Annotated in this window: 2 protein-coding genes (1 of these 2 running past the window's edge); both read right to left on the bottom strand. The window is 64.8% G+C overall.

From position 1 onward, the window contains the following. A protein-coding gene (locus AD666_RS03190; protein WP_053147488.1) for a non-ribosomal peptide synthase/polyketide synthase crosses the window boundary here: on the bottom strand, nucleotides 1–9,573 show its 5' portion. Its footprint begins 3,966 nt before the window's first position; only the first 9,573 of its 13,539 coding nucleotides appear in the window; the start codon lies at nucleotides 9,571–9,573; its stop codon lies beyond the left edge, outside the window. Continuing rightward, nucleotides 9,573–21,920 carry a non-ribosomal peptide synthetase gene (locus AD666_RS03185; RefSeq protein WP_053147486.1) on the bottom strand — a complete coding sequence of 4,116 codons (12,348 nt, stop codon included), beginning with the start codon at nucleotides 21,918–21,920 and terminating at the stop codon, nucleotides 9,573–9,575. Before AD666_RS03185 ends, AD666_RS03190 begins: the two co-directional genes overlap by 1 nt.

The following is a 21,920-nucleotide window of genomic DNA, read 5'->3' as shown; positions in this document are numbered from 1 at the left end:
CTGGGTGAGCAGCAATCCGATGCCGCTGTCTTCGAACATGTAGGCCAGGCGATCCTGAGGGTATTCCGGGTCCAGCGGCACGTAGGCACCACCGGCCTTGAGAATCGCCAACAGTCCGACCACCATTTCCACCGACCGCTCCACGGCGATGCCCACCAGTACATCCGGGCCGACGCCCTGCGCCATCAACCGATGGGCCAGGCGGTTGGCCTGGGCGTTGAGTTCGGCATAACCGAACCGTTGCTGGCCGAAGACCAGCGCGCAGGCGTGAGGGGTTTTATCCACCTGTTCTTCGATCAGACGATGCACGCTGCGGTCGAGCGGGTACGCAGTGGCGGTAGCGTTCCAGCCCTGCTGAACCGCCAGCTGTCCGGCATCGAGCAATGACAATTGCCCCACCCTGCGCTCGCCGCCGAGAACGATCTGCTCCAACAGGTGCACCAGGTGCTGGCCGATGCGGGCAACGTCCCCTGGCGCGAAGCTGGCGCGGTGGTAACTCAAGAGCAGCGACAGCGATTCACCCAGGTTCACCGCCAGGGTCAGCGGGTAGTTGGTTTGTTCATGGTTCGCCACCTCGCCGAAACGCAATGTGGCCGGAGCGCCCTCTTGCAGCGCCTGGGACACCGGGTAGTTCTCGAACACCAGCAAGGTGTCGAACAGTGCCGCACCGCCCTGTCCGGCCCAACGCTGGATATCGAACAGCGGTGTGTGCTCATGTTCACGCAGGCTCAGGTTTCGTCCCTGGACCTCCCGCAACCATTGGCCGACGCTGTGCTCCGCCCGTGGGCTTCCGATTACCGGCAAGGTGTTGATAAACAGCCCGATCTGTTGCTCAACGCCGGCAATGGACGCGGGCCGGCCGGCCACCGTGGCGCCAAAAGCGACCACCGATTGCCCGGTGCAGCGTTGCAGCAACAACTGCCAGGCAGCTTGCACCAGGGTGTTGACCGTCACCTTCTGCTCTCGGGCAAAAGCGTGCAACCGCGTGGTGGCGTGCTCGTCGAGCGATTGTTCGTACTCGCCATGGCCGACGCCTGCCTCACTGCGCGAGTCCCGGGCAAAGACCCCCGCCAGCTGCGTCGGTTCGTCCAGCTCGGCCAGTTGCGTGCGCCAGAACTGCTCGCTCGCCAACGGATCCTGGAGCGACAGCCACTCGATGTAGTCCCGGTAGCGTCCGGCCGGCCGCGCCGGTGCCTGGCCGCTGTAGCGTTGCAGCACTTCACCAAGCAACTGCGATTGGCTCCAGCCGTCCATGAGGATGTGATGGCTGGTGTAGATCAGGTGATAACGGTCCTCTGCCACACGCACCACCACCAGGCGCAGCAACGGCGCCGCGTCCAGCGAGAAACCTTGCTGGCGCTGGTCCAGGGCCAGCGCGTCCAGTTCTGTGGACAGGCTGGGGTTGGATTGCCAGTCATGGAACAGGAACGGGACTTCCACTCGCTTATGCACCACCTGCAAAGCCCGCTTGAAGTCGCCCTCCCAGGTAAAACGGCTGCGCAGCACTTCATGGGCGTCCATGACGGCCTGCCAGGCCTGGCGGAAGCGCTCGACTTCCAGCCCCTCGACGTCCACCCGCAATTGATTGATGTAGTGACCCGCCTCTTGTTCATAGAGGGTATGGAACAGCATGCCCTGCTGCATGGGCGACAACGGATAGAGGTCTTCGACCTGCCGAGGCGCCAGGGCCAGGGCATCCAGTTGGGCCTGGGTCAAACCGGCCAGCGGCAAGTCCGACGGTGTGAAGCCTTGGTGCTGCGCCTGGCAGCAATGCTCGATCAACACCTGCAACTCGTGACCATAATCCGAGGCCAGGGCCTGGACGGTCGCCTCGTCGAACATGTGCGCACTGAAGGTCCAGTCGATGCTCAGCTCGCCCGCGTAGACGCTGCCATTGAGCGTCAGCCAGTTGTCCAGCGGCGCCAGGGGACTTTGTGCCGTGCCCGACGATTCACTGGCCGGGACGAACAGCCCGTCCGTGTCATCGGCGAACCCGTTGTCGAACTGGCCCAGATAGTTGAAGGTGATGCGCGGCACGGGCAGCGCCGCCAGGGTGCGACGGGTCTGCTCATCGCCCAGGTAGCGCAGCACGCCGAATCCGAGCCCCTTGTCGGGGATAGCTCGCAATTGTTCCTTGATGGCCTTGATCGAATCCGCCGCGGTGGCCGCCGGGGTCAGGCGCACCGGGAACAGGCTGGTGAACCAACCCACGCTACGGCTCAGGTCCAGGTCGTCGAACAGCGCCTCGCGGCCATGCCCCTCCAGTTGAATCAAGGTCGAGGCTTCGGCGGTCCAGCGGCCGATGACCCGGGCCAAGGCCGTCAGCAGCAAATCGTTGACCTGGGTGCGATAAGCCGCCGGCGCTTGCTGCAAGAGGCGTTGGGTCTGATGCTTGTCCAGACGCGTCTGGACCTGCGCGGCATGGCATCTGAGCATTTCCCCCTGAGGGCGATCACATGGCAGGTCAGGGCGAGCGCCCTCCAACTGATCTTGCCAATAAGCCATCTGGGCCTGTAGCGCTGCACTGCCGGCATGGGTCTGCAACCGTTGCGCCCAGGCCTGGGTGGAGCTGGTCTTGACGGGCAGCGTCGGCGTCTGTCCGGCTTGCAGTTGGGCATAAGCCTGTTGCAGGTCTTCCAGCAGAACGCGCCAGGAGACGCCGTCCACCACCAGGTGATGGATCACCAGCAACAGCCTCTGGCTGCCATCGGCCAGGTTCGCCAATACGCCGCGCAACAACGTGCCGCCGTCCAGAGCAAGACTGCGCTGGGCCTGTTCGGCCAATGGCTCGAATGCCAAGGCATCGGCCACTTCGGCGGTCCACAACAGAGGCGATCGTTGCCAGACCGTGTGCTGCTCGGCGAGCGTGCGATGGCGAGCGATCCAGCCGTCATCCTCATGGATGAACGCGAGCCGCAAGGCATCGTGATGGGCCACCAGCGCCTGCAACGCCTGCTCCAGATGCCCGGCGTCTACCGGTCGCTTGCCCTTGAGCAGCAGCGACTGATTCCAGTGGTGAGGCTCGGCCATGTTCTGTTCGAAGAACAACTGTTGGAACGGCAGCAGCACCGTATCGCCCGTCACCGGGCCCTGGTCGATGCCCGGACCGCCGTCGCCCCGGCTCGCCACACCCGCCAGGCCCTGGATGGTCTGGTGGACGAACAGGTCCTTGGGACTGAAATGAATCCCGGCCTGGCGGGCCCGACTGACCACCTGAATGGAGATGATCGAATCGCCCCCCAGCTCGAAGAAGTTGTCCTGGATGCCCACCTGGTCGCGCCCCAGCACGCTTTGCCAGATGTCGGCCAGCGCCTGTTCGATGGCTGTGCGCGGTGCGATGTAGGCTTTGGGCGTGGCGCTGGTATCGGCCTTGGGCAGTGCCTTGCGCTCCAGTTTGCCGTTGGGGCTGACCGGCATCTTTTCCAACCACAGCCAGTGCTGCGGCACCATGTAATCGGGCAGGGCACGGCTCAAGTGATCCTTGAGGCGCTCTTGCAATGCCTGGCGAACGGCGTCATCGGCGGCCAGCAGCTCGACGCGGGCCGGCACCACGTAGGCCACCAGCAGAGCACCGTCCTGGGCGATGACGACGGTTTCGCGCACGTCTTCGTGCTCGGCCAGGCGCGCCTCGATTTCGCCCAGTTCGATGCGCAGGCCACGGATCTTCACCTGGTGATCCATCCGCCCGGCGTATTCGATCACACCATCGGCGCGGTATCGCGCCAGGTCACCGGTGCGGTACAGCCGCTGCCCCGGGCCGAAAGGTCCGGTGACGAAGCGCTCGGCCGTCAGCGCGGCGCGGCGGTGGTAACCACGGGCCAGGCCCTCGCCCGCCAGGTACAACTCGCCTATTACGCCCACCGGCACCGGGGCCAGTTCATCGTCCAGGATGTAGGTGCCCAGATTGGCAATCGGCTGGCCGATGGGCACGCTGTCGCGACCTTCCTCGACGCACGTCCAGTGGGTCACGTCGATGGCCGCCTCGGTCGGGCCATAGAGGTTGTACAGGCCGGCGGTCGGCAGCTTGGCGAACACCTGTTGCTGCGCATCCACCGGCAGGGCTTCACCGCTGCAAACAATGCGCTTGAGGCTGGTGCAATCGGTCACGTGAGGATCTTGCACGAAAGCGTGCAACATCGACGGGACGAAGTGCAGCGTGGTGATGCGGTGTGCGGTGATCAGCTCGATCAGTTGAGCCGGGTCGCGATGAGCGCCCGGCGCGGCCACCACCAGGGTGGAGCCGGTCATCAGCGGCCAAAAGAATTCCCACACCGACACATCGAAACTGAACGGCGTTTTTTGCAGCACGCTGTCCGTGGCATCGAGCCCATAGGCCTGCTGCATCCAGCACAGCCGGTTGACCAGCGCCGAATGGCGGTTACCCGCGCCCTTGGGTTTGCCGGTGGAACCGGAGGTGTAGATCACATACGCCAGGTTCTCACCGTGGACGTCGACCTGTGGATCGCTGTCGCGACCGGCATACAGGCCATCGTCAGGTTGATCCAGCACCAGGCTGTGCATCCCTGTCGGGATCGGCAGCGAATCCAACAAGTGTTGCTGAGTCAGCAGCAGGCCGATGCCGCTGTCCTCGAACATGTAGGCCAGGCGTTCACGAGGGTATTCCGGGTCCAGCGGGACGTAGGCACCGCCGGCCTTGAGGATCGCCAGCAGCCCTAGCACCATCTCCACGGAACGCTCCACGGCGATGCCCACCAGCACGTCCGGGCCGACGCCTTGATCGATCAGCCGGTGAGCCAGTCGATTGGCCCGGGCGTTGAGGTCGGCGTAGGTCAGACGTTGCTCGCCGAAGATCAGCGCCGGGGCATCCGGATTGCTGCGCACCTGCTCTTCGATCAACCCCTGCACCGTGCGTTCGAGAGGGTAGCGAACCGTCGTCGCGTTCCAGTCGACGAGCATCCGCCGACGCTCTCCAGCCTCCAGCAAGGTCCATTGCGCCACGGGGCGATGCAGGTCCTGCACCAGACTCTGCAACAGGTTGAGCCAATGCTGACCCATGCGTTCGATGGTGGCCGGTTCGAACAGATCCGTGGCGTAGGTCAGGGCCGCGTGCAAGCCTTGCGGGCTGTCGACGGTGTCCAGGCTCAGGTCGAACTGGGCGGTGCGTTGTGCCCAGCCAATGGGTTCGACCGTCAGGCCCGGCAATGCTTCGGCGAACGCGGCGACGTTTTCGGCGCGATGATTGAACATCGCCTGGAACAGCGGGCTGTGGCTCAAGTTACGCTGCGGCTGCAAGGCATCGACCAGTTGCTCGAACGGCAGGTCCTGATGCATCTGCGCCGCCATGGCCGTCTGCTTGAGCTGTTGCAGCAGGTCGGCCCCGCTCAGATCACCGTGGAATTGGCCTCGCAACACCTGGGTATTGACGAAGAACCCGATCAACCGCTCGGTTTCCAGCCGCTGGCGGTTGGCGATCGGCACCCCGACGCGAATGTCGGACTGTCCGCTGTAGCGATGCAACAAGGCCTGGAAGGTACCGAGCAGGAGCACGAACAACGTGACGTTTTCCCGCCGGGCCAGTGCCTTGAGGGCATCGCTCAACGAAGGATCGATCACAATGGGCAAACGCGCGCCCCGCAGGCTTTGCTGCGCAGGACGCGGATGGTCGGTGGGCAATTCCAGCAACGGCTGTTCGCCGCCCAACTGCCCGGTCCAGTAGGCCAGTTGGCGATCCCGCTCGCCGGCCTCCATCCATTGTCGCTGCCAGACCGCATAGTCGGCGTACTGCACCGACAACGCAGGCAACTGCACAGGTCGCTCCTGAACGAAAGCCGAGTACAGGCTCATCAGGTCATCGACCATCACCTGCAACGACCAGGCATCGGCGACGATGTGATGCACGGTCAGTACCAGGATGTGCTCCCGGTCGCCCAGCGCCAGCAACGCCACACGCAGCAACGCGTCGTTCATGAGATCGAACGGGCCTTGGGTCTGGTGTTCGAGGAACGCCTGGATAGCGGCCTCGTCTTGTTCGTCCAGGCGCTGCTCGACGAAACTGACCTGGCCCTGCGGGCGGATCACCTGGCAGGTGCGTCCATCGTCTTCGACGAATGCCGTGCGCAAGCTTTCATGGCGCTCCACCAGCGCTTCGAAGCTGCGACGCAGGGCGAGCTTGTCCAGCGCACCGCGCAGGCGCAGGGCCGTCGGAATATTGTAGGCGGCGCTGTCCGGGTCCATTTTCCACAGGAACCATTGACGCTCCTGGGCAAACGACAACGGCAGCGGCTTGTCTCGCGGCACTGGCACCATTGCCGGCGCATGTTCGCCCCGGTCGACATCGAGGGCGCCGACAAAATCCTGCAACGTGCTGTGTTCGAACAGGCTGCGCAGCGGCACTTCGATCCCCAGTGCCCGCCGGACCCGCGACACCACTTGGGTGACCAACAGTGAGTGGCCGCCCAGGTCGAAGAAGTTATCTTCCAGCCCTACCCGTTCGAGCTTGAGCATCTCTTGCCAGATCGCCGCCACCTGTTGCTCGCGGTGGCTGCGGGGCGCCACGTAGGCCCGCTGCACATCGCGGGCATCCGGGGCAGGCAAGGCCTTGCGGTCGATTTTGCCATTGGGCGTCAGCGGCAGTTGCGCCAGGAACAGCAGGTGCGCCGGGACCATGTACTCGGGCAACTGCGCCTTGAGCGCAGCCTTGAGTGCAGTGCGCGCAGCGGCCTCGCCTTCGTAATCCGCCCCCGGATTGACGGCAGGTACCACGTAACCCACCAGTTGCGCGCCAGTCGGGCCTTCATGGGCGATCACCACGGTTTCACGCACGCTGTCCTGGGCCAACAGCGCCGCTTCGATCTCACCCAACTCGATGCGCAGGCCACGGATCTTGACCTGATGATCCATGCGCCCGAGGTACTCGACCACGCCTTCGGCCCGATAGCGGGTCAGGTCGCCGGTGCGGTACAGCCGCTCGCCGCGGGTGGAAAACGGGTCCGGGACAAACCGTTCGGCGGTCAAGGCCGGACGCTGGAAGTAACCGCGGGCCAGGCCTTCACCACCGATGAGCAATTCACCCGGCGCGCCGGGCGGGTTGAGGGTCAGGTCGCTGCCGACGATGTACAGCGCTGTGTTGTCCAGGGGTTTACCCAGGAACGGACGGCTGTTTTCGGGGTTCAACGGATGCACCGCCGACCAGATGGTGGTCTCGGTCGGGCCATAGAGGTTCCAGACCCTGGGCGACAGCGTCAGCAGCCGTTGCGCCAGTTCCTGGGGCAACGCTTCGCCGCCGCAGAGAAAGGTACGCCCGGCCAACAGCGGCGCCTGTTCATGATCCAGCAGCATGCGCCAGCTCGAAGGCGTAGCTTGCAACACGGTGACATCGTGACGTGCGATCAACTCCAGTACCGCTTGCGGATCCTGGTGCACGTTCTGACCGGTCAGCACCACGCTGGCGCCGGCGCACAGCGGGCCATAAATCTCCAGGCCAAAGATGTCGAAGGAGAATGTGGTCAGCGACAGCATGCGGTCGTCGGCCGTCAGGCCGGGTTGGGCGATCATGCTGGTGACGAAATTGCTCAATGCCCCGTGGCGCACCATCACGCCCTTGGGTTTGCCGGTGGAACCGGAGGTGTAGATCACGTAGGCCAGATGCTCGCCAGTGAGGGGTACCCTCGGGCATGCGTCGCAGGCCTCCTGTAGCGTGGCGTCGGGTTGGTCCAGCAACAGGGCCGGGAGGGTCGCTGGAATAGGCAACACCGCCTGCAAGCGGGCCTGGGTCAACAGCAACCGGATGCCGCTGTCCTGAATCATGTAGGCCAGGCGATCCTCGGGGTACGCCGGGTCCAACGGCACGTAGGCACCGCCGGCCTTGAGGATCGCCAGCAGCCCGACGATCATCTCGACGCTGCGCTCCAGCGCGATGCCCACTGGCTGGCCGGGCGTCACGCCCAGGGCGATCAAACGATGGGCGAGTTGGTTGGCGCGCCTGTCCAGTTGCCTGTAGGTCAGGGCCTCTCCATCGATTGTCAGCGCCAAGGCGTCCGGGGTCTGGCAGGCCTGCTCGGCGATGCGTTGATGCACGCATTCAAGCTCAACGCCGTGGTCCACCGTCCGACGCCAGTCCTGCTGCGTCTGGCGCTGCTGGTCGCTGTCCAGCAGCGGCAGTTCACCGATCCGTTGCTGCGGCGCCTCGACAATACCTTGCAGCAGCTGCTGCCAGTGCCGGGCCAGCCGTTCGATGGTCTGTGGTTCGAAGAGGTCGGTGGCGTAGGTCAATTCCGCGGCGACACCCTGCTCGGTTTCATACGTGCCCAACGTCAGATCGAACTGGGCGGTGCGCCCTTCCCACACCAGGTCCTCGATGCCCAGTTGCGGCAGTTGCACTTGCCGGTCCTGGACGTCGCGGGCGGTCTGGTGGTTGAACATCACTTGGAAAATCGGGCTGTGGCTGAGGCTGCGCTCCGGTTGCAGCGCCTCGATCAACTGCTCGAAGGGCAAGTCCTGATGGGCCTGGGCGGCCATGGCTGATCGCTTGACCTGATCGAGCAAACGATCGAAAGGCAGTTGTCCGTCGACATGGGCGTTGAGCACCTGGGTGTTGACGAAAAAGCCGATCAGGCGCTCGGTCTCGACCCGGTTACGGTTGGCCACCGGCACGCCGACGCGGATCTGCGGCTGGCCGCTGTAGCGGTGCAGCAAGGCCTGGAACGACGCCAGCAGCACCATGAACAGGCTGGCCCCTTCGCGTTGGGCCAGTTGCTTGAGCGCTGTGACCAATGGCGGCGGCAGGTCCAGGTCCAGCCGTGCGCCACGGAAGCTCTGCACGGGCGGGCGCGGATGATCCAGAGGCAACTCCAGCACCGGCTGTTCATCGCCCAACGTCTCGACCCAGTAGGCCAACTGCCGCTCACGCTCGCCAGCCTCCAGCCAATGGCGCTGCCAGATGGCGTAGTCGGCGTACTGCAAGGGCAATTCCGGTAACGACAGCGGCGTGCCGACAGTCTCGGCGCCATAGTGACGGACCAGCTCATCGACCAGCACCTGCATAGACCAGCCGTCGGAAATGATGTGGTGCTGGATCAGCACCAGCACATGGTCGTCTTCGGCGACTTTCAACAGGGAAACCCGCAGCAACGGCCCCTGGCGCAGGTCGAACGGGCGTGCGGTTTCAGCCTCGACGAAGGCCTTGATGCTGTCGTCCTGACTGGCCGGGGAATTCGCGGGCAAGGATTCGAGGCTGATACGCAGCGGCATCTGTCGGTGGATAACCTGCACGGTCTGCTCGTCCCGCTCGATGAACGTGGTGCGCAGGCTCTCATGGCGTTCGACCAGCGCATTGAAGCTGCGCTCCAGGGCCGGCACGTCCAGCCGACCTTTGAGGCGCAGGGCACTGGGAATGTGATAAGCCGGGCTGAGGGGATCCATCTGCCACAGGAACCATTGGCGTTCCTGGGCGTAGGACAGCGGGATATCCTCGAACCCGGAGCGCACCTCGGGGATCGGCAGGTTGGCCGGCGAGACGCCCTCTTCGAGCATCTTTTCCAGGTACAGCCTGCGTTTGTCCAGCGGCAGAGTGATAAAGCGCTTGGCAATCCTCAAAGCAACACTCTTGTCCATCAGACTTCCTCCATTTCATCAAGCAGGGCTTCCAGCTTGTTCAGTTTCTGTTCATTGATTGGCCCGCCGCCGGAGTCGAGTTGCGCGACGAAATCCTTCAGGACGGGGTGCTGGAAAATCAGTTGCGGGGTCAGGGTCAGCCCCAGTTCGAGCGCCATGCGCGAGACGGCGTTGACCGCCAGCAGCGAATGACCGCCCAGCTCGAAGAAGTGATCGTTCAGGCCGACGCGCTCCACCGTGAGCACCTGGGCCCAGATCGCCGCGACCTGTTGTTCCCGTTCACTGGCCGGGGCCACATAACCGGCCTGCGACAGGCCGCTCTCCACGGCGGGCAAGGCCTTGCGGTCGAGCTTGCCGTTCGGGGTCAGGGGCAGTTGGTCGAGGAACAGCAGGTGGGCCGGGACCATGTAGTCGGGCAGATGCTCCTTGAGTCCGCCCTTGAGTCGGTCGCGCACTGCACGCAGGTCTTCGGCGTCCCGGTCCAGCGCAGGCGCCACCACGTAGGCCACCAGTTGCGGGCCTCCCGGCGCGTCCTGGGCCAGGACGGCCACCTCGCGTACCTCCGGTTGAGCCAGCAGCCGCGCTTCGATTTCCCCCAGCTCGATGCGGAAGCCACGGATCTTCACCTGATGGTCGATGCGTCCCTGGTATTCGAGCACGCCATCGGCGCGGTAACGGCACAAGTCACCGGTGCGGTACAGGCGCTCGCCGGTGGTAGAGAACGGATTGGGGACGTACTTCTCGGCGGTCATCGCCGCTCGCCCGAGGTAGCCACGGGTGATGCCCGCGCCGCTCAGGTACAGCTCCGCCGGTACTCCCTGGGGCACCGGCTGCAGACCGGCATCCAACAGGTAGCTGGCCGTGTGCTTGAGGGGACGGCCGATGTTCGCCGTGCCGTCGACGGAGCGCCGCGCCCAGGTGGAATAGGTGGTGTCTTCCGAAGGGCCGTAGAGGTCGTAGACGTGTTCGACGCGGGTCGACTGATACAGCGCCTCCACCAGGCTCTGCTTCAGTGGCTCGCCCGCCAGGTTGATGATGCGCACGCTGGCCGGGATATCGCCGCTGCGCTGCAACGCGGCGATGGCCGACGGTACGGTGTTGACCAGTCGCACCTGATCCCGCGCCGGCAGGTGCGGCAGCTCCAGGGCATTGCGGGCGATGACCAGTGAGCCGCCATTGGCCAGGGTCACGAACAGCTCCCACACCGACAGATCGAAGCACACCGAGGTCGAAGCCAGTACCCCCTGGATGTCGTCGCGGCTGTAGACCGAACGGGACCAGTCGATCAATGCCAGCACGTTGCGATGGGCAATCGCCACGCCCTTGGGCTTGCCGGTGGAGCCGGAGGTGTAGATCACATAGGCGAGGTTGTCCGGGCTGACCGTGGTACGTGGCGCGCTCAGTGGATACGGCGTCAGGTCGAGCCGGTCGAGCATCAGCACCGTCGTGTCGACCGGCACGCTCAAGGTCATCGCCACGGCCTGCTCGGTCAGCAGCACACGGGCACGGCTGTCGTCGAGCATGTAGGCCACGCGTTCTGCCGGGTAATCCGGGTCCAACGGCACGTAGGCGCCGCCGGCCTTGAGCACTGCCAGCAAGGCGACCAGCAGGTGTTCGGAGCGCGGCATCGCCACGCCCACCCGAACCTCCGGGCCCACGCCCAGTTCGATGAGCTTGTGGGCCAGGCGATTGGCGCGGCCATCCAGCTCGCTGTAGCTCAGGCGGGTATCGGCGAAGATCACTGCCAGGGCATCCGGCGCGGCTTCGGCCTGGCGAGCGATCACCTCGTGCACGCACAGTGTTTGCTCGAACGGTGCGTCAATCGGGTTCCAGTCGTGGGTCAGGCGCTGATGCTCATCGAACCCGAGCATCGACAACTGCCCCAGGCAACGTTCGCCCTGGCCGGTCATCTGCCCCAGGAGTTGGGCCAGATGCGCCGCCAGCCGCGCCACGGTGTCGGGCTGGAAACAGGCGCGCTGATAGCTCATGTGCACCGACAACTGCCGATCCAGGCTCACCAGCAAGGTCAATGGATAACTGGTCTGCTCCCGAGTGGTCGCCGGGCCGAAGCGCAGGCCTTGCGGCGCGCCCTGTTCCAGGGCCTGGGCAATCGGGTAGTTCTCGAACACCAGCAGGCTGTCGAACAGCGCGTCACCGCCCTGCCCGGCCCAGCGTTGGATGTCGAGCAGCGCGGTGTGCTCGAACTCCCGCAGCGCCAGGTTCTGCCCTTGTACCGCTTGCAACCAGCTGTCCAGGGATTGCTCGGCCCGTGGGCTGGCGATCACCGGCAGCGTGTTGATGAACAGGCCGATCTGCTCTTCGATACCCGGCAAGTCCGCCGGACGACCGGCCACGGTCGCGCCGAAGGCCACGGTGGCCTTGCCGGTGTAACGTTGCAACAGCAGCAGCCATGCCGCTTGCACCAGGGTATTGACGGTGACTTTCGACGTACGGGCGAACGCCTCCAGGCGCCGGGTCAGCGGCTCATCGAGCAACTGGACATGATCGCCGTAACCGACGCCACTGTCTTCCGACCGAGGCATGGTGTCGGCCAGCCGCGTCGGTGCCTCCAGGCGTTGCAGCGCGGTTTTCCAGAACGCTTCGCCAGCGGCGGAGTCCTGGCGTTGCAACCAGGCGATGTAATCCCGATAGCGGCTGCTCTGCACGGCGACACGCTGGCCGCTGTAGCGTTGCAACACCTCGCCGAGCAACTGCGAGTTGCTCCAACCGTCCATCAGGATGTGGTGATGGGTGTAGATCAGGTGGTAGCGCTGTTCATCGAGGCGCACGATGGTCAGCCGCAACAGAGCCGGCGAGTCCAGCGTCAATTGCCGACGCTCGGCATCGGCCAGCGCCTGCAAGGTTTCATCGCCCTGCGCAGCGTCCCGCAGGTCATGCAGGCGGTAAGGCAGTTCCAGGTGTTTGCTGACCCTTTGCAGCGGCTCCGGCAGATCCCCCAACCAGACGAACTGAGTGCGCAGAATGTCATGGGCGTCCACCGCCGCCTGCCAGGCCTGGCGGAAGCGCTCCGGATCCAGCCCCTCGACGTCCAGGCGCAATTGGTTGATGTAGTCGCCACCGGCCTCGCTATAGACGCTGTGAAACAGCATCCCCTGCTGCATCGGCGACAGTGGATAAATGTCCTCGACGGCCCGGGATTGCAGAACCAGAGCATCCAATTTCGCCTGGGACAGACGCGCCAAGGGGAAATCCGAGGGCGTTACACCGCCATGAGCGCTGTCACAGCAATGGGCGATCAGCGCGGTCAGTTCCTGCTGGTAGTCATCCGCCAGGCGTTGGATGGTCGCGACGTCGAACCGCTCGCCACTGAATGTCCAGCTCAGCGCCAGCTCGCCATTGAGCACCTTGCCGTCCAGCGCCAGCGGGCTGCCCAGCGGGCCTTGCAGGTTCAGCTCTTCACCGCCGCTTTCACCGGTGGGCACGAACAACGCGTCGTCGCGGCCATTGAAACTGGCATCGAACTGGCCTAGGTAGTTGAACGTCAGTGATGGTGTCGGCAAGCCCTGCAAGGCTCGACGCGTGTCGGCATCGCCCAGGTGCGCCAGGGCTCCGAAGCCGATGCCTTTGTGGGGAATGGCCCGCAGCTGTTCCTTGATCTGCTTCAGCGAACTGCCGAGGTCGGCGACGGGCGTCAGCCGCGCCGGGTACAGGCTGGTGAACCAGCCGACGGTGCGGGTCAGGTCGATGTGGGCAAACAGATCTTCCCGACCGTGGCCCTCCAGTTGCACCAACACACTGTCGTCGCCGGTCCAGCGCACCATCACCCGCGCCAGGGCGGTGAGCAGCAGGTCGTTGACCTGGGTGCGATAGGCTGCCGGGGCGTGTTGCAGCAGTTGTCGGGTCAGGGTTTTGTCCAGTTGGCTGCGCACCACATGCGCGTGGCTATGCTGCTGCCCGCCCTCAGGGTGGTCCCAAGGCAACGCAGCCCCAACACCGTGTAACTGCTGTTGCCAGAAGCCCGATTCGGCCTGCAACGTGGCGCTGGCGGCATAGTCCCGCAACGCTTCGGTCCAGCGCTTGAGAGCGCTGGTCCTGGCCGGCAGGTGCAGCGCTGCGCCGGCCTGAAGCTGCCGATAAGCGCTTTGCAGGTCTTCGAACAGGATTCGCCAGGACACACCGTCCACCACTAGGTGATGCACGATCAGCAGCAGCCGTTGAGTGCCATCGGCGAGGTTCGCCAGCACCGCCCGCAGCAGCGTATCACCGCTCAGTTGCAGGCTGCGTTGGGCCCGGTTGCCCAGATCTTGGAGCGCGGCAAGGTCAGTCACTTCGGCCTGCCAGACCAACGGTCCGGCGGCCCGTGTGTCCACATCACGGTAGCGCGCGGTCCAGCCTTCGCCTTGCTCGATGAATTCCAGGCGCAGGCTGTCGTGATGGGCGACCAGCGCCTGCAAGGCCTGCTCCAGCACAGAAGCGTCCAGCGCCTGGGTCGGCTTGAGCATCACCGACTGGTTCCAATGGTGGCGGTCGGGAATCGGTTGGGCGAAGAACCATTGATGAATCGGCAGCAGCGCGGTTTCGCCGGTTGCCGGCTGCTGGTCGATCACTGGCGCCGCCGCGCCGGTCTGCGCCACGGTGGCCAGTGCTTCGAGGGTCTGGTGCTGGAACAGATCCTTCGGTGTGAAGTGAATGCCGGCCTGACGGGCGCGGCTGACCACCTGGATCGACACGATGGAATCGCCGCCCAGCTCGAAGAAGTTGTCCCGCAGCCCCACCCGACCGAGCTTGAGCACGTCCTGCCAGATGGACGCCAGTTGCCGTTCCAGCGCACTGCGTGGCGCCACATAGTCCTGCTGCAATTGGCCGACGTCGGGTTTGGGCAGGTTCTTGCGGTCGAGCTTGCCGTTGGGGGTCAGGGGCAGGCATTCGAGCACCAGCAGATACGCTGGGACCATGTGCGCCGGTAACGTCGCCTGGAGCTGTTCGCGCAGTTGCCCGGCGAACGCCTCAGGCGCGCTGACCGACTCGTCTGCCACCACATAACCCACCAGGCGCTTGCCGCTGCCGGCAGCGCCTTCCTGGGCCACGACCACCGCTTCGCGCACGCCCACCAGGGCTTGCAGGCTGGCCTCGACCTCGCCCAGCTCGATACGGAAACCGCGGATCTTCACTTGGTTATCGATGCGGTCCAGATAGTCGAAGGTGCCGTCGGCCCGTTGGCGCACCAGGTCGCCGGTGCGATACAGCAAGCCACCGACACTGAACGGGTCAGCGACAAAACGCTCAGCCGTCAATCCCGGACGGTTCAGGTAACCCCGGGCCAGGCCCGTGCCGCCCAGGTAAAGCTCACCGGCCATGCCTTGGGGCAGCAGGTTCAAGTCCGCGTCCAGCACGTAGGCGCTACGGTCGCCGATGCGGCTGCCGATGGGCGCATACGCGGCGCCGCAGGTCACGTCTCGACCGGCTTTCCAGATCAGCGGGGTGACCACGGTTTCGGTCGGGCCATAGCCGTTGATGATGAAGTCCGGGTCGAGGGCGCGCTTGACCCGTTCGAAACCGGCGTTGGGCACCGCGTCGCCGCCAAAGCAATAGACGCGCATCTTGGGCGGGTTGCCCTCGCGTTCGGCCTGTTCGGCCAACTGTTGCAGGTACACCGGTGGGAAGGCCGCCACGGTCACGCCGTACTCGCGCATCGCCTGACAGGTCTGTTCCGGGGTCCACAAACTGTCGTCGCGAATCAACAGCGAAGCGCCATGGGTCAGGCTGGTGAGCCAGCGCTCATGGGCGCCATCGAAGGCGAAGGACATGAAGTGGAATTCGCAGTCGCTGTCACGCATTTCATAGCGTTCGCCGATGGCCTGGCAGTGCATTGTCAGCGGACCATGGGCCACGCTCACGCCCTTGGGGTTGCCGGTAGAGCCGGAGGTGTAGATCACGTAGGCCAGGTTTTGCGGATCGACCTGGACATCGGGCGCATCGAGAGGGTGTTGACGCAGGTCCAGGCTATCGAGTTCCAGCACCTGGGCGGCCCCCTCAAGCGGCAGCTGCGCCGACACCCGCGAATCGGTCAGCAACAGCGCCAACCCCGAATCATCGATCAAGTACGCCAGTCGTTCGCGAGGATACTGGGTGTCCAGCGGCACATAGGCACCGCCGGCCCTGAGCACCGCCAGCAGCGCGACGATCACCCCTTCGCTACGGGGCAAGGCCACGCCGACGCGGGTTTCCGGGCCGACGCCTCGGGCGATCAGCGCGTGGGCCAGTTGATTGGCCCGACGCTCGATCTCGCCATAGCTGAACCGTTGTCCGTCGAAAATAACCGCTGTGCGGTGGGGCTTGAGCGCCGCCCATTGGGCGATTCGTTGATGCACGGAGAGATCGGTCGGGTATGGCTGCGGATGGTTCGCAACCTGCTGACGGGCCTGTTCTGCGTCGCTGACCAGGGCGATCTGCCCCAGGTTGCGGGTCGCCGATTCAGCGAAGGCTTCCAGGAGGTGGGTCAGATGCACGCTGATCTCGTCGATGGCCGTCGGGCTGAAATATGCCCGTTCGAAGCTGTAGTGCAGCGCCAACGTCTGGCCGAGGGTCACGGCTACGCTCAACGGGTAATGGGTCTGCTCCCGATGAACGACCTCGCCGAACACCAGCCCCTGCCCGGCGCTGTCCTGCAGGGCCTGGGCAACCGGATAGTTTTCGAACACCAGGATGTTGTCGAACAGCGCCTCGCCGCCCTGCCCGGCCCAACGCTGGATGTCCGCCAACGGCGTGTGCTCGAACTCCCGCAGGCTCAGATTCTGCGCCTGCACCGCTTGCAACCATTCACCGACCGATTGATCAGGACGCGGCGCAGCGATGACCGGCAAGGTGTTGATGAACAACCCCACTTGCTGCTCGACGCCCGGCACATCCGCCGGACGCCCCGCCACGGTGGCACCGAAGGCAACGCTGTCGTGGCCGGTGTAGCGTTGCAGCAACAGCAGCCATGCCGCTTGCACCAGCGTGTTGAGGGTGACTTTCTGCTGGCGGGCGAACAGCTCCAGTGCCTGGGTCCGGGTGGCATCCAGGGTCTGGAAATGATCGCCATGGCCATGCTGGCTTTCGCCGGCGGACATCACCCGCGCCAGGCGGGTCGGCTCTTGCAGGGTCGCCAGTTGCGCGTCCCAGAACGCCTCGCTGCGTTGAGGGTCCTGGCGTTGCAGCCAGGCGATGTAGTCGCGGTAGCGACCGACACCGGCGGCGGGCACGCGACCGCTGTAGCGCTGCAGCACTTCGCCCAGCAGTTGGGCGTTGCTCCAGCCGTCCATCAGGATGTGATGGTGGGTGTAGATCAGATGCCAACGGTCGGCTTCGGTCCGCACCAGCACCAGGCGCAGCAACGGCGCCTGACTCAGATCGAAGCCTTTCGCTCGCTCATCCTCGGCTAGCGCGGCAAGGGCCTGCGGCTGCTCGGCACGGTCACGCCAGTCCAGCACCGTGAAGGGTACCGGGACCTGCTTGTGGACCATCTGCAACGGTTGCTGCAAGTCGCCCTGCCAGACGAAGCCGCTGCGCAGGATGTCCTGCGCATCGACGCACGCCTGCCACGCCCCGCGGAAACGCTCGGCATCCAGGCCTTGCACGTCCACCCGCAGTTGGTTGACGTATTCGCCTGCGGCCTGCTCGTAGAGGGTGTGGAACAGCAGCCCTTGCTGCATGGGCGACAGCGGATACAGGTCGTCGAGTTGACCGCTGGGTACAGGCAATCCGTCGAGTTGCGCCTGGGTGATGCGCGCCAGCGGGAAATCCGACGGTGTGGCTTGCGGCACGACCAGTTGGGCACAATGTTCGATCAGTGCCTTCAGCTCGACGGCGTACTGGTCGACCAATTGCTGCACGGTCGCATTGTCGAACATCTCGCGGCTGAACCCCCAGCTCATCGTCAGCTCGCCGCCATACACCTGCCCTTCCACGGTCAGCCAGTTGGCCAGTGGCGCCGTGGGATCCTGCGCGACGCCACTGCCTTCGCCGGACGGCACGAACAGCGCCGACTCATCGAACTGGCGGTCGAACTGGCCCAGGTAGTTGAAGGTGATGCGCGCGGGCGGCAGATCCGTCAGTTCGGCTTGCACCGCAGGCGCGGCCAGATAGCGCAGCACGCCGTACCCCAGACCTTTGTCCGGAACACCGCGCAACTGCTCCTTGATCGATTTGATCGAACCGCCGAGATCATCGGTGGCGGTCAGCTTCACCGGGTACAGGCTGGTGAACCAACCCACCGTCCGGGTCAGGTCGATGTCATCGAACAGGTCTTCACGGCCATGACCTTCCAATTCCACCCGCGTGCCCGGCTGCCCGCTCCAGCGGCTAACGGTGCGAGCCAGCGCGGTCAGCAGCAGGTCGTTGACTTGGGTGCGGTAGGCCGCGGGTGCCTGTTGCAGCAATTGCCGGGTCAGGCCGGCGTCCAGACGCCATTGGATCTTCGCACCATGGACATTTTCCAGGCTGCCTTGCGGGCGGTCGCATGGCAGGTCCTGCGCGCCCTGGTGCTGGGCTTTCCAATAGGCCAACTGGTCGTCGAAACGCGACGCTTCGGCGCTCAGGCGGGCGGTCCAGTCCTGGAACGCACTGGTCTTGGCCGGCAGCGTAACGCCGCCACCCGCCGCCAACTGCTCGTAGGCCTGCTGCAAATCTTCCAGCAATACACGCCATGACACGCCGTCCACCACCAAGTGATGGATGACCAGCGCCAGCCGCTGGCTGCCATCGACCAGATTGACCAGCATGGCCCGCACCAGCGGCCCTTCTTCCAGGGAGAGGCTGCGCTGCGCGTCGTCGCACAGGGCATTCAACTGCTCGACGGATTGGGCATCGCGCAGCCACAGGCCGGCGCTTTGCAGCAGCGGCCCATGGACTTGCCGCCAACCGTCCGCGCCTTCGACGAAGCGCAGGCGCAGGGCGTCGTGATGATTGATCACGCAGGTCAGCGCCGCATCGAGCCATTGTTCATTCAAGGGCTCGCGAGGGCTCAGCAATAACGATTGGTTCCAGTGCTCGCGGGCCTGCATCGACCGCGAGAAAAACTGCTGCTGGATTGGGCCGAGCAGGGCATCGCCGGTGACCGGTCCCTGGTCCACGGCGCTCTGATGATCGACGCTCGCGACCCGCGCCAGGGTGCGCACGGTCTGGTGCTGGAAAAGATCCCGTGGGTTGATGTGAATACCGAGCTGTCGCGCACGGCTCACCACTTGGATGGAAATGATCGAATCACCGCCCAGCTCGAAGAAGTTGTCTTCGAGGCCGACCCGCTCCAGCCCCAGGACGTCCCGCCATATCTCTGCCAACGCGATTTGCAGCGCATCCTGTGGCGCGACGAAGACTTGCTGCGGTGCGGCATCCGGTTGCGGCAAGGCCTTGCGGTCCAGCTTACCGTTGGCCGTGACCGGCAGCCTGTCCAAGGGCATCAGGTAGGTCGGCACCATGTATTCCGGCAGGCTGCCCAGCAACCAGGCCTTGACGTCCTGTTGCCACTGCTCCGGCGGCTCGGGATTTTCCAGCACCAGATAACCCACCAGGTGCTTGCCGTCCTGCACCAGCACCACTGCCTCACGTACCAGCGGGTGTTGCGCCAGCCGGGTTTCGATTTCGCCCAGTTCGATGCGCAGGCCGCGCAATTTGACCTGATGGTCGAGGCGGCCAAGGTATTCGATCACGCCGTAGGCGCGCTGGCGTACGCGGTCACCGGTGCGGTACAAGCGCTCGCCGGCCTGGAAGGGGCACGGCACGAAGCGCTCGGCGGTCAGCGCCGCACGTCGGTGATAACCACGCGCCAGCCCTGCCCCACCCAGGTACAACTCGCCTGACACACCCCAAGGCACGGGTTTCAATTGAGCATCGAGCACGTGGGTGCGCAGGTTGGCGATCGGCTGCCCGATCGGCACGATGGAGGCGCCTTCGTCGACACAGGTCCAGTGGGTCACGTCGATGGCCGCTTCGGTCGGACCGTAGAGGTTGTAGAGCCCCACGTCAGGCAATTTGGCGAAGACCTGATGCTGGGCATCCAGCGGCAAGGCTTCACCACTGCAAACGATGCGCTTGAGTCCTGCGCAGGCTTCGACCCCCGGCTCATGAATAAACGCCTGCAGCATCGACGGCACGAAGTGCAGCGTACTGATGCCGTATCGGTTGATGGTCTCGATCAACTGCAACGGGTCGCGGTGTGCCCCTGGCGCGGCCATCACCAGACGCGCACCGGTCATCAGCGGCCAGAAGAACTCCCACACCGACACGTCGAAGCTGAACGGGGTTTTCTGTAATACCGCGTCGCTGCCGTCGAGGCCGTAAGCCTGCTGCATCCAGCACAAGCGGTTGACCAACGCCGCGTGGCTGTTGCCCGCGCCCTTGGGCCGACCGGTGGAGCCGGACGTGTAGATCACATAGGCCAGGTTCAGCGGATCGACCGCCACCTCGGGCCGACCCTCGCTGTAGCCATCGAGCCAGCCGGCCGGTTGATCGAGCAGGATCACGGCCACGCCCTCGGCGGGCAGCTCCGCCAACAGCGAGCCCTGGGTCAGCAGCAAGGCGATGCCACTGTCTTCGATCATGTAGGCCAGGCGCTCCCGTGGGTACTCCGGGTCCAGCGGCACGTAGGCGCCGCCAGCCTTGTGAATCGCCAGCAGCCCGACCACCATCTCCACCGAGCGTTCGACGCAGATCCCCACCAGGCTGTCAGGCCGTACGCCGCGCTCACGCAGCAGATGGGCCAGTTGATTGGCGCGGGCGTCGAGCTGGGCGTAGGTCAGGCTGTGCTCGCCGAACGACACCGCCACCGAGTCCGGAGTGCGCGCCACCTGCGCTTCAATCAACTGATGCATGCACCGGTCGGTCGGGTAGCGCTGGGCGGTGGCGTTCCAATCGTGCACCAGTGCCTGGTGCTCGTCGGCATCGAGCAGCGGCAGTTCGCCGATGCGTTGCAACGGGTCGGCAACCATCGCCGCCAGCAAGCGCAGCCAATGCCGCGCCATGCGTGCGATAGTCGCGGCTTCGAACAAGTCGTTGGCGTACGTCAGCGCGGCGTGCAGCTTGCCGGCCTTCTCGAAGGTGTCCAGGGTCAGGTCGAACTGGGTGGTTCGGCCTTGCCAGTCGATCATGCCCAATTCCAGCCCGGACGCGGTGCTGATCGTGGTGATGTCGGCCACGTGCGGCTGGTGGTTGTACATCACCTGGAACAGCGGCGTATGGCTGAGGCTGCGCTCCAGTTTCAAAGCCTCGACCAGACGTTCGAAAGGCAGGTCCTGATGGGCCTGGGCACCGAGGGCCGCCTCTTTGACGGTTCGAAGCAAATCGACAACCCGCGCCTGCCCGTCGAGCGGGGTGCGCAGTACCTGGGTGTTGACGAAAAAGCCGATCAAGCCTTCGATTTCATCACGATTGCGGTTGGCGATTGGCACGCCGACACGGATGTCGCATTGGCCGCTGTAGCGATGCAGTAGCACATTGAACGCACCGAGCAGGAACATGAACAGGGTGACGCCCTGCTGCTGGGCAGCACTGCGCAGTTGATCGGCCAGGACGCCATCGATGGCGAACTCATGACGGCTGCCGCGATAGCTCGGCATCACCGGGCGCGCATGATCGGTGGGCAGTTCGAGGACCGGATGCTCGTCGCCCAGTTGCGCCTGCCAGTATTCCAGTTGCCGCGCCTGTTCGCCCGCTTCGAGCCAGCGGCGCTGCCACAGGGCGTAGTCGCTGTACTGGACCGGCAACGGCGCGAGTCGCGGTGCCTGCCCCGCTTCATGGGCGTCGTAGCAGCGAATGAATTCGTCGATCAGCACGTTCATCGACCAGCCGTCCGAGACGATGTGGTGCAAGGTCAACAGCAACACATGCTCTTGCTCAGCGAGCTTGAGCAGCTTGACCCGCAACAGCGGCCCGACCGCCAGATCGAACGGCAGCAGCGACTGTTGCTGAGCCGCCTGGGCCACCGCCCGCTCGCGCTCGTCGGCGGGTAACGCAGCGAAATCCTCTTGCTCGATCACCAGCGGTGCCGTCATGGGCACTTGCAAAAGACTGTCATCGGCCTGGCGCTGGAACACCGTGCGCAGGGTTTCGTGACGGGCCATCAGGGTGGCGAACGCCTGCTCCAGTGCCGGCAGATTCAAGCCCCCCTTGAGCCGCACCGCTCCCGGCAGGTTGTAGGCGCCGCTGTGGGGGTCCAATTGCCAGAGAAACCACATGCGCTGCTGGGCATAGGACAGGGCCCGGCGATCCTCGGCCTCGACGCCCTGAGGAATCGGGAAACCGCTGAATTCCACGCCCTCCTTCTCCAGCGCCGCCAGGAACATCCGGCGCTTTTCCAGGGGCAACCCGATAAACCGGCGAGCAAGTTTCAAGGCGTCTTCAGCATTCAT

It is taken from the genome of Pseudomonas sp. Pf153 (genome assembly GCF_001269775.1).
Lineage (GTDB): Bacteria > Pseudomonadota > Gammaproteobacteria > Pseudomonadales > Pseudomonadaceae > Aquipseudomonas > Aquipseudomonas uvaldensis.
The sequence above is the reverse complement of the archived record's forward strand: the minus strand, read 5'-3'. Positions and strand labels throughout refer to the sequence as shown.

Coding starts and splice junctions, on each gene's coding strand:
- AD666_RS03185 (WP_053147486.1), bottom strand. CDS start 21,920: ATGAATGCTGAAGACGCCTTGAAACTTGCTCGCCGGTTTATCGGGTTG.